Source organism: Streptomyces sp. NPDC085866 (genome assembly GCF_044541035.1).
In the GTDB taxonomy this organism is placed as follows: domain Bacteria; phylum Actinomycetota; class Actinomycetes; order Streptomycetales; family Streptomycetaceae; genus Streptomyces.
The window spans coordinates 39953-54828 of record NZ_JBITSQ010000003.1 but is presented as its reverse complement, the minus strand read 5'-3'; the positions used below and the strand labels follow the sequence as shown (position 1 = coordinate 54828).

The window sequence follows — 14876 nt, the reverse complement described above, 5'->3', positions numbered from 1 at the left end:
TCGACACCGCGTCCGGCGCCCCGGAGGCGAACCGAGCGACAAGAATTGGGGGGCAGTAAAACATGGTGCGGGACGGCGGCCGGGCCCGGCGGCGCGGGCAGGGCGAACTGGAGGGCCAGGTCCTCGGCGCGCTGCGCGCGGCGGACGGGCCGGTCAGCGCCGCCTGGGTGCAGGGGCGCCTCGGCGGCGACCTCGCCTACACCACCGTCGTCACCATCCTCACCCGGCTGCTCGCCAAGGACGTCGTCGCCCGCGAACGGCAGGGCCGCTCCTTCCTGTGGACGCCCACCGCCGACGTGGCCCGGCTCGCCGCGCTGCGCATGCGCCGTCTGCTGGACGGGGAACGGGACCGTGAGGCCGTCCTGGCGAGCTTCGTCACCGCCCTGCCGCCCGGCGACGAACAGGTGCTGCGGGCGCTGCTGGAGGCCGCCGAGCCGGGCTCGGTGAACAACGGGAACCCCCCGCACACCGGCGACGGCGGTGCGGAAGACTGACCGCCCATGGGGGTCTTCGTCTTCCTGCCGCTGGTGCTGCCGCTGTCCGCCTGGCCGGTCGCCCGGCTCGCCGAGGTACACCTGCACCCGCGCACCGCCACCCGGCTGCTCACCGCGGTCGCCGTCGTGATGGCCGTGTGCAGCACGCTCTGTCTGGCCCTGCTGATGGTCGTGGGTACCGCCCAGCTGCCCGGCAACCCCCTCCCGGACGGATGGTCCGAGCCGGAGGTGCGGGCCGCCGTCCCGTACGACGAGGTGGCGGGCCGCGTCGCCATCCCCGCCCTCGCCGTGGTCGCCACCGCCTGCGCCCGCACGCTGTGGCGCCACCACCGGGTCGCCCGCCGGGCCCACCGCGCCCTGGCCGCCCTGCCCGGACCGACGGTGGCCGTCCTGCCCGACAGCGCGCCGTACGCCTATGCCCTGCCCGGCGGCCCGGGACGGATCGTCGTCACCACCGCGCTGCTGGACGGGCTCGCCCCCGCCGAACGGCGCGCCCTGTTCGCCCACGAACGTGCCCACCTCGCCGCCCGCCACCACCGCCATCTGCTCGCCGCCCGTCTGGCCGCCCGGGCCAACCCCTTCCTGCGCCCGCTGCGCACCGCCGTCGTCTACACGGCCGAGCGCTGGGCCGACGAGGAGGCGGCCCGCGCGGTCGGCGACCGGCGCACGGTCGCCCGCGCGATCGGCAAGGCGGCGCTGTTGTCCCACGGCACCCCGGCGCCCACCCTCCCCGCGCTCGCGACGACCGGCCCCGTCCCGCGCCGGGTGGCCGCCCTGCTGGCCCCCGCCCCCGTGGCCCGCTCCTGGCCCTCGGCGTTCACCTCGGTCGGCCTCGCCGCCTGGGGCGCCGCTGCCGGCACGCTGGTGTCGGCGATGTCCTCGGCGAGCTCGGCCGTCACCCTGTTCCTGATCCTGCACGCGGCGGCCCCGCTGTGACCTCGGGGGGCACCGATGACGTGCACGGTACGGCGGCCGGCCCGGGACGCACGAAGGGCCCGGTTCCTCGAGGGAACCGGGCCCCGCTCACGTCGTGTCAGTCCTCCGGGAAGTCGCCCGCGAGCGCCGAGGCGATCCGCAGGTGCTGGTCCGCCTCGTCATGCCGCGCCTGCCGCTGGAGCGTGCGACCCAGCATCAGGCGGGCGTAGTGCTCCACCGGGTCGCGCTCCACGATGAGCCGCAACTCGGCCTCCGCGCGGTGCAGTTGGGCCGAGTGGTAGTAGGCGCGGGCCAGCAGCAGGCGGGGTCCGGTCTGCTCCGGCACCTCCTCGACCAGGCCGGCCAGCACCCGTGCGGCGCCCGCGTAGTCCTGGGCGGCGAAGAACTGCTGCGCGCGCTCCCAGCGCTCGGCGGGGGTGCCGTGGTCGTAGTACGTGGTTTCCACTTGCGTCTCCACTCGTGACCTCCTTCGACGGCCACAACGGAACGCGGTAGTTCAATATTCCACTACTGCGGGACAGTGCCGGTCGGGTCCAGAGGTGCGTCGAGCAGGGTGGTGAGGTCGCGCGTCAGCTCCCGGGCCCGGGCGCTGTCCGGTCCGCCGAGCGGCTCCAGCAGCTGGGTCAGCAGGCCGTGGACGACGTCGACCGCCCGCCGGGTGGTCTCGAGGCCCTCCTCGGTGAGTGCGAGCTGTACCGCTCGCGGGTCCCGCGGGTCCTTGGCGCGCTCCAGCAGCCCGGCGGACTCCAGGCTGCGGGCGAGCTTGGAGACGTACAGCGGTTCCAGGCCGGTGTGGTCGGCGAGGCGCCGCTGGCTGGGTCGCTCACCGGAGCGCTGCATGCCGTACAGCGACGCCACCAACGAGTACTGGGCGTGGGTGAGGCCCAATGGAGCGACTGCCCGGTCGACGGCGACCCGCCACTTCATCGACAGTCGCCACACCAGGAAACCCGGGGTGGCCCCTTCGGATGTCTTGCTCATGGCGGATACGGTACATGGCTACTATGGCGGTCCTGTGTACCCCGCCATCGCCGTGGTCATCGACGACGTGCTGCTGACCGGCGGATGCGGCTCGGTCGTCACAGGTAGTGGCGCTGGGTCTGCTTGTGGGCGGCGTATGTCTCGTATGCGACGCGGGTGGTGTCGAGGGCGGAGACTTCGCTGACGGGGACGTCCCACCAGCCGTGGCCGGGCGGGTTGGGTCCGTAGAGGTCGGTCTCGACGTGGACGACGGTGGTGCGGGTGGCGGCCTTCGCCTTCTCCATCGCCGCGCGGAACTCCTCGACGCCGGTGGCGTGCAGGACATCCGCGCCCAGGCTGGAGGCATTGGCGGCTAGGTCGATGGGGAGGACGCCGCCGTCGAGGAGGCCTGAGTCGTCGTCGCGGTAGCGGTATTTGGTGCCGAAGCGCTGGGAGCCGAGTGACTCGGACAGGGCGCCGATGGAGGCGAAACCGTGGTTCTGGACGAGGACGATGATGACCTTGAGTCCTTCGGAGACCATGGTGACGATCTCCTGGGCCATCATGAGGTAGGAGCCGTCGCCGACCAGGACGACGACCTCGCGGGAGGGGTCGGCCATTTTCGCGCCGACGCCGGCGGCGACCTCGTAGCCCATGCAGGAGTAGGCGTATTCGACGTGGTAGGCCTTCGGATCCCGCGCCCGCCAGAGCTGTTGCAGATCACCGGGCATGGAGCCGGCCGCATTGATGACCACGTCCCGGTCACCCAGGACGTCGTTGAGAGCGCCCAGGATCTGAGTCTGAGCAGGCAGTTCACCGGTGTTGCGGTCCGGAGCGAAGCACTCGTCCTCCATCTCCCTCGTGCGGGAGATGAGTCGGCGGGTGTGAGTCCGGTAGTCGGCGCAGACCTCCCAGTCCGCCAGCGCTCCCGCGAGGGCCTGGACACCGAGGCGGGCGTCGGCCACCACCGGCTCTGCCGAGTGCTTGACGGCGTCCAGGCGGGTGACGTTGAGGTTGACGAAGCTGACGTCGGGGTTGGCGAAGACGGTGTGGCTGGCGGTGGTGAAGTCGCTGTAGCGGGTGCCGATGCCGAGGACGACGTCGGCTTCCTTCGCCAGTTCGTTCGCCGCGTACGAGCCGGTGGAGCCGATGCCGCCGACGGCGCAGGGGTGGTCCCAGGGCACCGCACCCTTGCCCGCATGCGTGTCCGCCACGGGGATGCCCGTGGCCTCGGCGAACGCCCGCAGCGCGGTCTCGGCAGCGGAGTACACGGCGCCGCCACCCGCGACGATCAGCGGTTTCTCGGCGTTGCGCAGCAGCCGCGCGGCTCGCTCGACGGCGCTGGGTTCCGGCACCGGGCGGCCCACGTGCCAGACCCGGCGCCGGAAGAAGGAGAGGGGCCAGTCGTAGGCCTCGGCCTGCACGTCCTGTGGCAGGGCCAACGTCACCGCGCCGGTCTCGGCCGGGTCGGTGAGCACGCGCATCGCGGCCAGTGCGGCCGGGACGAGCTGCTCGGGGCGGGAGATGCGGTCGAAGTACTTGGATACGGCGCGGAAGGCGTCGTTGACGGTGACGTCGCCGCCCCGGGTGTCCTCCAGCTGCTGCAGGACCGGGTCTGCGGCGCGGGTGGCGAACATGTCGGACGGCAGCAGCAGCACCGGGATGCGGTTGGTCGTCGCGAGCGCCGCACCCGTGATCATGTTCGTCGAACCAGGCCCGGTGGAGGCCGTGCAGGCGAAGGTCGCCAGGCGGTCGCGCATCTTGGCGTACGCCACCGAGGCGTGCACCATGCCCTGCTCGTTGCGGGCCAGGTAGTAGGGAAGATCCGCTTCTTGCGTGACGGCCGCCTGAAGCAGCGCCTGCCCGATCCCGGCGACATTGCCGTGCCCGAAGATCCCCCAGACGCCGGGGATCAACCGCTGCTCCTGGCCGTCCCGCTCGCTGTACTGGTTGGCCAGGAAGCGGACGAGAGCCTGGGCTGTGGTCAGTCGTACGGTGTTCATCGGTTCTCTCCGAAGGGCAGCCGGTCGTCGATGTCCTGGGCGTCCCAGGCCGAGCTCACCCGGCCGTGGGCGGGGTCGTCGCAGATCAGCCAGGCCCGGTCCGGCCCGGGGCCGGCCATGACGTCGAGGTGGTAGAGGTCGTGGCCGGGCGCGGCGATCGAGGGCCCGTGCCAGCCGTGCGGGATCAGCACCGTGTCGCCGGAACGCACCTCGGCGAGCACGGCGATCGGCCGGTCCGGGGCGCCGTGGACGCGCTGGTAGCCGAAGCCGTTCTCGCCCGCGATCCGGGAGTAGCAGATCTCTTCCAGCTCCGATTCCGGGCCGGGCCGTGCCTCGTCGTGCTTGTGCGGTGGGTACGAGGACCAGTTGCCGTCGGGGGTGAGGACCTCGCACACCAGCAACTGCTCGGCGTCGAAGGTGCCGGGCAGGCAGTAGTTGTCGACCTGCCGGGAGCAGGCGCCCGCGCCGCGCAGTTCGACGGGGACGTCCTCCTTGCGCCCGTACCGAGCGGGGAGGCCACCTCGCTCGGTACGGGCGGAGGACAGCGCGAACGTCCCGCCGGACGCACTGCTGATCAGGGCCTGCGACTCGCGGGGCAGATACGCGAAGTCGGAGGCCGAGGCGAACATGCTCCTGCGGCCCTGGAGTTCGAAGCCGCGGCCGTCCGTGGTGACGGTGCACGAGCCCGTCAGCGGCAGCACCAGGAACTCCGAGTCGCCGGTGGACACGGTGTGCGCCTCGCCCGGCTTCAGGGTGAGGATCCTGGGGCCGGAGTATCCCCAGCTCGCCGGCTCGGGCGTGACCAGGAGGTCGTAAGGCCCGGCGGCCGAAGTGCCGGCCGGAAGGTGGTACTTGCTCACGGACGTCACAGCAGGCTCACCGCCCGGTCCACCGCACCGGCGACATCGCCGTCCGAGGGGTAGAGCAGCGAGCGTCCGACGACCAGGCCCTGCGCCGTGGGCAGCTTCAGCGCACGGCCCCAGGAGGCGAAGGCCGTGTCGGGGTCGGTGACCTCGCCGCCCAGCAGCAGCGCGGGGAGCGTGGACGAAGCAAGCACGCGCTCCATGTCGGCGACGACCGGCAGCTTCAGCCAGGTGTAGGCGGTACGGCGGCCCAGCCCCGACGCGATCGTGATCGACTTGATGACGGCGTCGGGGGAGAGGTCGTTGCGGATCTTCCCGTCCTGCCAGGTCGAGATGAACGGCTCGATCATGGCCATGAGGTGATGGTCGTTCAGCTCGTTCGCGGCGCGGGCGGTGTCCATCAGGACGGACGGAGTGGCCGGATCGTCCAGGGAGATGCGGGTGAGCATCTTGCCGCCGTCGAAGCCCATGGCGGCGATGGTCTCGGCGTCGTAGCCGGTGAACCGGTCGTCGATCTCGAACACCGACCCCGCAAGACCGGCCCGGTTCATCGATCCGAACACGCTCTTGCCGTCGAGGACGCCGAGGAGCAGCAGGTCCTCCAGGATGTCGGCGGTGGCCAGCACCCCCGTCACACCCGGCCGCTCCAGAGCGGTGCACAGCCGCTCCAGCAGCTCGAAACGGTCCGCCATGGCAGTGGAGTCACCGCCCACGCCGTTGGCGCCCCGTGCCGGATGGTCCGCAGCGATGATCATCGCCTTGCCGTGCTCACCCAGCAGCGAGGTCGCCTTCACACGGCGCGCGGCCGCTGCCGCTATGGCGCCGGGATCACTGACCCGGGCGGACACGATCCGGCTCACGTTGTCGGACGACACGCGTCACGCCTTTCGTTCGGTGGAGCTGGGGACGAGGGACGCCTCGCGGAGCTTGGCGTCGACCTCGGCCTCGGCGGGCATGGCGTCGGAGCAGGACAGCCGGCCGGCGACGACGGCGCCGGCGGCATTCGCGAAGGAGACCGTGCGGCGGGTGTCCCAGCCGGACAGCAGCCCATGACACAGCGCACCGCCGAACGCGTCACCGGCACCCAGGCCGTTGACCACGTCCACCGGTACCGGCGCGATCTCGACCGCCGAGCCGTCCCGATCCATCGCAAGGACACCCTTGGGGCCCTGCTTCACGACCGCCAGCTCCACGCCTGCGGCCAGCAGCGCCTCCGCGGCCGCGTACGGCTCACGCTCACCGGTCGCCACCTCGCACTCGTCGAGGTTGCCGACCGCGACCGTCGTATGCCGCAGCGCCTCCGTGTAGTACGAACGCGCCTCGGCCGGGTCCTTCCAGAACATCGGCCGCCAGTCGAGGTCGAAGACCGTCGTCCCCGACTTCGACCGGTGCGCGAGCGCCGCGAGCGTGGCCGAGCGGCTCGGCTCCTCGCTCAGGCCGGTACCGGTGATCCAGAAGATCCCGGTGTCGCCGATGGCCTCCAGGTCCAGCTCGTCCGCGCGGATGTCCAGGTCGGGCGCCTTGGGCAGCCGATAGAAGTACAACGGGAAGTCATCCGGCGGGAAGATCTCACAGAACGTCACCGGCGTCGGCGCAACGCCCGACGTGCCGACGAACCGGCCGTCCACGCCGTACCCCTCCAGCGCCGACCGCACGAACGCACCGAACGGATCCCGTCCCGTCTTCGTGATCACGGCCGAGCTGCGCCCGTACCGCGCCGCGGCCACCGCCACGTTGGTCGGGCTGCCGCCCAGGTACTTCCCGAACGACCTGACCTCCGCCAACCCCACACCTGTCTGGAGCGGGTACACGTCCACTCCCACACGGCCCATGGTCAGCACTTCGAATGACATCAGGCTGGTTTCCCTTCGCTCCGACCGTCCCCGGAGGCGGTGGGGGCAGACGAGTGCTTGAAGCGCTTTAAGCGCAGGCTCTGAGGCCAGTACGATGCCGTCCTTCAAATGTCATGTCAATAGGATGTTGCTACGTGACCCGTGCGGACGGGACGCAGAGCTTGGGCGAGGGAAGAGGGGCCATGGCGGGGGCCGTAAGTGCCCGCAGTGTGACCGTAAGGAGACTCGAACCGTTGAAAAGAATGTAGGAGCGATGGGGTCCCGAGGGGCAGTTCCTCGACACCGAGGACTGCCGCTGGCCCGAGCCGACCGCGCTGAGCCGGCTCCGGCTGGATGTGATGGAGGACCGCATCACACACCACCGGCTGCGCGCCAGGCCCTGCTTCTCGCAGATCCCGGTGCGCAGCCGGCAGTCAGATTGCGCCACTCGGTGCCGGTGTCCACCAGGCACCGTACGGTGGCGGCGCGCCTCGGTGAGGGCGCGTCAGAAGCGGGGTGCCTGCGGTGTGTTCTGCGGCACCGGGACGATGCGCTGGTTCACGCCGGGGCTCCGTCGACCGGACGGCTTGCAGGTGACGTCCTGCGCCGGCAGCTTTCCGTTGCTCAGGTAGGTGTTGATGGTGCGTTCGGCGCAGGAGCCCGGGTCGGTGGCGTAGACGCCGTGGCCCTCGCCACCCTTGACGTACACCATGCGCGAGCCCTTCAGGGCGCGGTGCATGCCGAGGCCGCTGACCAGGGGCGTCTGGGAGTCCCACTGGTTCTGCACGGTGAGTATGCCGACGTTGTTGTCCACCGCGGTGACGGGCTCGGCCGGCTTGTCCCAGAACGCGCAGGGCGTGATGTTGGAGCCGAAGTCGCCGTAGAGCGGGTACTTGGCCTTGTCCTGGATCGCGTCGCGGCGGTACTGCTCGGGGTCGCGCGGCCAGGCCGCGGTGTCACCGCAGACCACGGTCCAGAAGGCGGCGGTGCCGTTGTCGGCCGGCGGCTGCGCGGCGGCAGCCGCGGACCGGCGCGGTCCCCGCTGATCGTCCGGCGCGTGGGAACGGCGGGAGACCGCGTGTCCGTCGGCGGCCTTCTTGAGCTCGACGACCGCCTCGGCCGCGTACTTGGGGCTGAAGAACGCGGGGCGCAGGGAGGCCCGGATGTCGTCCCCGGTGAGCTTCTCACCACCGTTGTCGATGGGAGTGCGGTCGGCCCGGGCGACCAGGTCCCAGAAGGTCTTCTTCACCTTGGCCGGGGTGTCGCCGAGTCGGTAGGTGCGGTTGCGTTGCGCGGTCCACTTCGTCCAGCGGGCGAACGCCGGTTCCGTGCCCTCCGCCCAGACCTGGATCATGCCCCGCCAGACCCGTGCCGGGTCGACCGCGCTGTCCAGCACGAAGCGATCGGTCCGCTCGGGGAACATCTGCGCGTAGACGGCGCCCAGGTACGTGCCGTAGGAGTAGCCCAGGTAGGAGATCTTCTTCTCGCCCAGGACGCCGCGGATGACGTCCATGTCGCGGGCCGTGTTGCGGGTGGTGATGTATGGAAGCCTGTCGCCGTTCTTGGCGCGGCACTTGTCGGCGACGGTCCGGGCCCACTTGACGTCATGGCTGAACGTCTGCGGGTGATAGGGGTGTTCGGTGTTCTGCTCCTTGTCCGTGAGGCCGCAGGTGACCGGGCTGCTGTGTCCCACGCCGCGCGGGTCGAACCCGATGAGGTCGTACTGCTCGCGGACCTTCTTGGGCATCGCGTCCTTCATCATCACCGGCATGTCCAGGCCCTCGCCGCCCGGTCCACCGGGGTTGAGGAGGAGCGCGCCGTGCCGCTTGCCCGGGACACTGGTCTTCAAGCGGGAGATGGCCAGCTTGATCGTCTTGCCGCCGGGGCGGCTGTAGTCGAGTGGGACCTTGATCGTCGCGCACTGGTACGCAGCGGGCAGCGACGTGTCGCATCTGTGCCACGCGGGCCTCTGGCTCTCGAACCTCTTCAGCGGTTCCGCCGCGGATGCCTGAGCCGGGGCGAGGGCGGGGAGCAGCGTTGCCGTGACCCCCACTGCGAGCAAGGGCGCAATGCGTCCTATCCGCACGATGGCCGTTCCTTTCTGTCAACTTACGGGAAGGTACGACCATTTCGTGTCTACGGAGGCCGGCGAATCCATCTGCGGGGCGGTCTTGCTACGACTCGCGGAGTACACAGAACAAGACGTGCGGAGGAGAACCCGGACGGGCTGATCACCGTCCGCGCTGCCAGGGGCGCAGTGCCGGCGGGGCGCCGTTGGTCCCGGTCACTCGGGCCGGTGGCCGTCCGAGTCCGGGACCGATGAAGTCGAGGTCCGCCTCCTTCGACTTCGCTGCGGCAGCAGGGGAGTCGACGGAGCACGTGGGTGGTCCGCCGGGGCCTTGCGCGGCGCCGCCCCCGTCCCCACGGGTTCGGCGCGGCGGGGCGCCTCCGCTCCGGCGCCCCGGTCCGTGAGCACGCGGAGAGTCAGCCGTGCTGTCGCTGCGTCCGGCCGCGCGGCAGAGCGGTGCCCGCGCCGAGCGAGACGACACCCATGCCGACGCCGGCCGTCACCCCCTGGGTGCCGTCGACGGCGAAGGGTGCGACCGCGGCGACGGCGAGGTGGAACAGGAACAGGAACCACAGGACCGGGCGGGAGGAGAGCAGCTGCTTCACGGGAGCTTCCTTTCGGGGACGGACGCGGACTCCCCGGCGGGGTGTCGCTGAACTTGCGTAGGTCGACGATCCCGCTTGCCGTGATGCGCCACGAGGGAGTGCGCTCCCGGACCTGTGGTGCAGCCGGCTACCCCTTCGCCGGCGAACCCGGCGCGTGCCGCCTCACCGTCGCACCTCATCGGGCCTCTTTCCGGTCACGACGGGACCGGTGGCCCCTCACCGCCCGGCCGCCACCGGGCTCAGCATGGGCGGAAATCCCCTCCACCGGGCGAAGGACGGGCTGACCCATGCACCCGAACGATGGCTACCGTGAACTTGGTCGTGACGAGTGCCTGTGTCTGCTGGCGACCGCACCGATCGGCCGTATCGTCCACACGAGGCAGGCACTGCCCGCAGTCCTTCCGGTCAACTTCAGCCTGGACCACGACGGAGCGGTGCTGCTGCGTACGTCGGCGGCCTCGGACCTGGCCCGCGCGGTCGACGGTGCGGTCGTGGCCTTCGAGGCGGACGCGGCCGACGCGGACACGCACTCCGGCTGGAGCGTCGTCGTGACGGGCCGCGCGGAAGTCGTCACCGACCGGGCCGAGATCGACCGCCTGGAACGGATCGGCCCACGTTCCTGGGTTCCCTCGCCCGAGGAAGTCTTCGTACGGATCGAGTCCGAACTGGTCTCCGGACGTGAACTCATCGGCGGCCGCACGCTGTACGGCCCGCGTCTCTCCAGCCGCTCACCAGGGCACGTCGGGCCGCAGCTCTCGCCGCTCGACGCCCCGAACGAAGGCCGCACCCCGCCGAGCGGGAATCCGGCCTGCGATCAGACGCCCCCGGACGTGTGTGTCGGGGTCGATCGCATCGGCTTCGTGGGGGACGACAGTCCGTGAGCCGGCGACCCCTTCAGGCCGTCCGACCGGAGGCGGTCTCCGGCTGCGGCAGACCGGGATGGCGAGAGGGCCGACCGGCCCTGGCCTTGGACACAGATCGGCCGGCGCCTCTGCCTGGCCGAGAAGACGGCGCTCCCGCCGCCGCGTGACGGGGACCGTTGGACCCCGCCGAACGGTCGATCAGGGACTGTTCGGCCCTATCCGGTCCGGGTACCCCACCGACGATCATGATGCGGCGGCCGGGAGGGGAGCCAGGTCCACACCCGCATCCACGCACTTCCCGGCTCGCTGTCTCCATGGCACAAGGGAAGGGCACCGTCCGGTGGACGAGACGCAGGAACAGCAGGTGAAGGCCGTGCGGCCGAGAGACACGTCGGTGGTCTCCATAGCCGCAGGGACCGCCGGGCGAGCGGAGCAGGCCTCGGCCGGACGGCCCTCGTGGGCGGAGTGGTTGACGACCACCGACCACAAGAGGATCGGGACGATGTACCTGGTCACTGCGTTCGCCTTCTTCATCGTGGGCGGCGTGATGGCGCTGCTGATGCGCGCGGAGCTGGCCAGGCCCGGCCTGCAGATCATGTCGAGCGAGCAGTTCAACCAGGCATTCACCATGCACGGCTCGATCATGCTGCTGATGTTCGCGATGCCGCTGTTCACCGGGTTCGCCAACTGGATCATGCCGCTCCAGATCGGCGCCCCGGATGTCGCCTTCCCACGGCTGAACATGCTCGCCTACTGGCTCTTCCTGTTCGGCTCGACGACCGCGGCCTTCGGCTTCCTGACTCCTGGAGGTGCCGCCGACTTCGGCTGGTTCCTCTACGCTCCGCTCTCGGACGCCGTCCACTCGCCGGGACTCGGCGCCGATCTGTGGATCATGGGCGTGGCGCTGTCGGGCTTCGGCTCGATCCTCGGAGCGGTCAATTTCATCACCACGATCACCTGCATGCGCGCGCCGGGCATGACCATGTTCCGGATGCCGATCTTCACCTGGAACGTGCTGCTGACCGCCCTGCTGGTCCTGATCGTGTTCCCGGTCCTGGCGGCTGCGCTGTTCGCGTTGGAGATGGACCGCAAGTTCGGTTCCCACGTCTTCGACGCGGCCAACGGCGGGGCGCTGTTGTGGCAGCACCTGTTCTGGTTCTTCGGCCATCCCGAGGTCTACATCCTGGCACTGCCGTTCTTCGGCATCGTCTCCGAGGTCGTCCCGGTCTTCGCCCGCAAGCCGATGTTCGGATACATGGGACTGATCGCGGCGACGATCTCCATCGCGGGTCTGTCGGTGACGGTCTGGGCGCACCACATGTACGTCACCGGCGGCGTGCTGCTGCCCTTCTTCTCCTTCATGACGTTCTTGATCGCAGTGCCGACCGGGGTGAAGTTCTTCAACTGGATCGGCACGATGTGGAAGGGCTCGCTGTCGTTCGAGACTCCGATGCTGTGGACCACCGGCTTCCTGATCACGTTCCTCTTCGGCGGCCTGACCGGAGTGATCCTGGCCTCCCCGCCGATGGACTTCCATCTCTCCGACTCGTACTTCGTCGTGGCGCACTTCCACTACACGGTCTTCGGCACCGTCGTGTACGCGATGTTCGCCGGATTCCACTTCTGGTGGCCCAAGTTCACCGGCAAGATGCTCGACGAACGCCTCGGGAAGATCACGTTCTGGACACTCACGGTCGGCTTCCACACCACGTTCCTGGTGCAGCACTGGCTGGGCGCCGAGGGCATGCCCCGCCGGTACGCCGACTACCTGGCCGCCGACGGCTTCACGGCTCTCAACACCGTCTCGACGATCGGATCGTTCCTGCTCGGCCTGTCGATCCTGCCGTTCTTCTACAACGTCTGGAAGACGGCGAAGTACGGTGAGCCGGTGGAGGCCGACGACCCGTGGGGTTACGGCCGTTCGCTGGAATGGGCGACCTCCTGCCCGCCGCCCCGCCACAACTTCGTTTCCCTCCCTCCCATCCGCAGCGAGTCTCCGGCGTTCGACCTGCACCACCCGGAGGTCGCCGCGCTCGAGGCGGCGAAGTAGATCATGGCCCGAGCCGTACTCGCTCTGGGGGCCGCCATGGTGGCCGCAGCAGGCTGCGTCTGGTATCTGCCGGCGTTTGCCGACCTGCGGGCGGGAGCCGACCGGCCGGTGTCCCGTCGCAGGGCGGCCGCGGCCTGCCTCAGCGGCTGGACCACGGTCGGTGTTGTCGCTGCGCTGCTGTTCGTCTCGGAGGCATGGTGGATACCTTCCGCTGCGGCCGTGACCGGCGCTGCTGTCACGCTGGGCCTTCGGGTTCGGGCGTCGATGCGGCGCCGCCGCGAGTCGCGCGAGGCCGCGTGCCAGTGGGCGGAGTTGCGCGAGGATCCGCAACCGCCCGACACCGAACCTGTCCGAACGGCCGCCGTCGCCGTGCTCGTCGGCTTCGGGCCGGCTGCCGCCGCGGTCGCGGCGGCAGCCATGGTGGTCGTAAGACCCGAGCACGGGATGGCCGGATGGGCGGTCGTCGCCGTGCCGACCACGATCGTCGCGCTGTCTCTCGGTGTCGCGGCAGTGTCCGGGCGGGTGCTTCGCCGTCCTCGCGTCGACGGGAGCGGTCGCCGGCGGTGACACCACGCCGACGGCCGCAGTTCCGCCGTCGGGCGCGCCGGTCCATATGCCTGTGACGGCATCGTGTCCTGCACGGTGACCGGACCGACGGGCCCTGGCCTCAGGGCGGTTCGGCCCTGTTCCGGGTGGCGGCGTCACCGGATGATCGATGTGCCGGTCGGACCCGTACGACGGATCCCGGCTGTGACGGTGAACGCCGTCCCTCTCCCTGCCTGCATTCCGGAGGAGCTCCATGCTTTCGCCCGAGTCGGCCGCTGTCGTTCGCGCCACCCTGCCCGCCGTCGGCGGCGCCCTGGACGAGATCACCACACGTTTCTACGGCACCATGTTCGCCGAGCAACCCCACCTGCTCGACGGCTTGTTCAACCGCGGCAACCAGGCCAGCGGTGAGCAGCGCCGGGCACTGGCCGGGTCCATCGCGGGCTTCGCCCGGGCCCTGCTGGCCGATCCCGACGCCCGGCCGGACGCCCTCCTGGCCCGGATCGCCCACAAGCACGCCGCGCTCGGCGTCACCGAGGACCAGTACACGATCGTCCACAAGTACCTGTTCCGCGCCATCGGCGACGTGCTGGGCGAAGCGGTCACCCCGGAGGTCGCAGCCGCCTGGGACGAGGTGTACTGGCTGATGGCCGGCGCCCTCATAGCCCAGGAGGCCCGCCTCTACCAAGAGGCGGAGGTCGACCCGCGCAAGCCCTGGCGGCGGTGGACCGTCGTGGAGCGGCGGGAGGAGACCCCGGACGTGGTCTCCTTCCTGCTGCGCCCGGCCGACGACGGCCCCCTGCCCCGGGCCTGCGCGGGCCAGTACGTCAGCGTCCGTGTGCTCATGCCCGACGGCATCCACCAGACCCGCCAGTACAGCCTCTCCAACGCACCCGGCGACCGCCTGCGGCGCATCACCGTCAAGCGGGTGGCGGGCGTCGCCGACGTCCCCGAGGGCGAGGTCTCCAACCAGCTGCACCGCACGGTACGGGCCGGCGACGAGCTGACCCTGTCGGCCCCGTTCGGAGACGTGGTCCTCGACGACGCCGACACCCCGCTCGTACTGGTTTCCGCCGGCATCGGCTGCACCCCCATGACCGGCATGCTCGAACACCTCGTTGCCACCGGTTCGTCCCGGCCGGTCCGGGTCCTGCACGCCGACCGCACGCCGGCCGACCACGCCCTGCGGGCAGAAACACGATGCCTGGTGGAGCAACTGCCCGATGCCAGGGCCGAGTTCTGGTACGAAGAGGATGCAGCCGAGGAACCGGGGTCCCGCACGGGCCTGATGGACCTCGACGACCTGGGGCTGCCCGCCGACGCCGACGTCTACCTGTGCGGCTCGCTGCCCTTCATGCGTGCCGTGCGCGCCCAGCTGCTCCAGGCCGGCATTCCCGCCCGCAGTATCCGCTACGAGGTCTTCGGCCCGGACCTGTGGCTGGCTCACGCCGAAGACTGAGTCGCCCCTCGATGCTGCTGGACGCGGCGGGCAGCATGGTCAGCAGCATGATGGTGGGTTCGGTGGCGCGGACGGTCTGCGGCAGCCGGGCGGCCAGGTGAATCCAGGTGCCGGGGTCGCCTCGGCCTTGTCCTCGCCGAGCACGAGGTCGAGGCGGCCCCGGAGGACCTGGGACGGCGACCAGGCTGATCGCACCC

13 protein-coding genes and 1 pseudogene are annotated in these 14876 nt (G+C 70.6%); 6 read left to right on the top strand and 8 right to left on the bottom strand.

Features of this window, described 5'->3' with window-relative positions; all coding sequences use genetic code 11:
• The first annotated feature begins 62 nt into the window (after positions 1-62).
• Positions 63-494: a BlaI/MecI/CopY family transcriptional regulator gene (locus ACIF83_RS07060; RefSeq protein ID WP_399724178.1), complete on the top strand. Its 432-nt coding sequence runs from the start codon at positions 63-65 to the stop codon at positions 492-494.
• A gap of 6 nt (positions 495-500) precedes the next feature.
• Positions 501-1430, top strand: a complete 930-nt coding sequence (locus tag ACIF83_RS07055; RefSeq protein ID WP_399724175.1) for a M56 family metallopeptidase — start codon at positions 501-503, stop codon at positions 1428-1430.
• Positions 1431-1527: 97 nt separating this feature from the next.
• On the opposite strand, the gene ACIF83_RS07050 is transcribed toward ACIF83_RS07055, so the two are convergent.
• The 8 genes from ACIF83_RS07050 to ACIF83_RS07015 form a co-directional block, all read right to left on the bottom strand.
• Complete coding sequence (locus ACIF83_RS07050) at positions 1528-1875, bottom strand: tetratricopeptide repeat protein (RefSeq protein ID WP_393471337.1); 348 nt, start codon at positions 1873-1875, stop codon at positions 1528-1530.
• A 62-nt stretch (positions 1876-1937) separates the two neighbouring features.
• Complete coding sequence (locus ACIF83_RS07045; RefSeq protein ID WP_399724172.1) at positions 1938-2411, bottom strand: MarR family winged helix-turn-helix transcriptional regulator; 474 nt, start codon at positions 2409-2411, stop codon at positions 1938-1940.
• A gap of 98 nt (positions 2412-2509) precedes the next feature.
• A complete protein-coding gene (iolD, locus tag ACIF83_RS07040; RefSeq protein WP_399724169.1) occupies positions 2510-4393 on the bottom strand; it encodes a 3D-(3,5/4)-trihydroxycyclohexane-1,2-dione acylhydrolase (decyclizing) in 1884 nt (627 codons plus the stop codon).
• Complete coding sequence (gene iolB, locus ACIF83_RS07035) at positions 4390-5262, bottom strand: 5-deoxy-glucuronate isomerase (protein WP_399724166.1); 873 nt, start codon at positions 5260-5262, stop codon at positions 4390-4392. Before iolB ends, iolD begins: the two co-directional genes overlap by 4 nt.
• Positions 5259-6131: an aldolase gene (locus ACIF83_RS07030; protein ID WP_399724162.1), complete on the bottom strand. Its 873-nt coding sequence runs from the start codon at positions 6129-6131 to the stop codon at positions 5259-5261. Before ACIF83_RS07030 ends, iolB begins: the two co-directional genes overlap by 4 nt.
• Before the next feature lie 3 nt (positions 6132-6134).
• Positions 6135-7109 carry a 5-dehydro-2-deoxygluconokinase gene (gene iolC / locus ACIF83_RS07025; protein WP_393471161.1) on the bottom strand — a complete coding sequence of 325 codons (975 nt, stop codon included), beginning with the start codon at positions 7107-7109 and terminating at the stop codon, positions 6135-6137.
• Positions 7110-7593: 484 nt separating this feature from the next.
• Positions 7594-9174, bottom strand: coding sequence for an alpha/beta hydrolase (locus ACIF83_RS07020; RefSeq protein ID WP_399724158.1), 1581 nt, complete (start codon positions 9172-9174; stop codon positions 7594-7596).
• 398 nt (positions 9175-9572) lie between these two features.
• Complete coding sequence (locus tag ACIF83_RS07015) at positions 9573-9761, bottom strand: hypothetical protein (RefSeq protein WP_393471167.1); 189 nt, start codon at positions 9759-9761, stop codon at positions 9573-9575.
• Positions 9762-10048: 287 nt separating this feature from the next.
• Here ACIF83_RS07015 and ACIF83_RS07010 point away from each other — a divergent pair.
• From ACIF83_RS07010 to ACIF83_RS06995, 4 genes and pseudogenes are all read left to right on the top strand, one after another.
• Positions 10049-10483: pseudogene (locus tag ACIF83_RS07010) on the top strand (pyridoxamine 5'-phosphate oxidase family protein); the annotation flags it as partial.
• Positions 10484-11027: 544 nt separating this feature from the next.
• Entirely contained in the window at positions 11028-12674 is a 1647-nt protein-coding gene (gene ctaD / locus ACIF83_RS07005) for a cytochrome c oxidase subunit I (protein WP_393471340.1), read from the top strand.
• A 36-nt stretch (positions 12675-12710) separates the two neighbouring features.
• On the top strand, positions 12711-13241 hold the full coding sequence (locus ACIF83_RS07000; protein WP_393471170.1) for a hypothetical protein: 531 nt from the start codon (positions 12711-12713) through the stop codon (positions 13239-13241).
• Positions 13242-13473: 232 nt separating this feature from the next.
• A complete protein-coding gene (locus tag ACIF83_RS06995) occupies positions 13474-14679 on the top strand; it encodes a globin domain-containing protein (protein ID WP_399724155.1) in 1206 nt (401 codons plus the stop codon).
• The last annotated feature ends 197 nt before the right edge of the window (positions 14680-14876 follow it).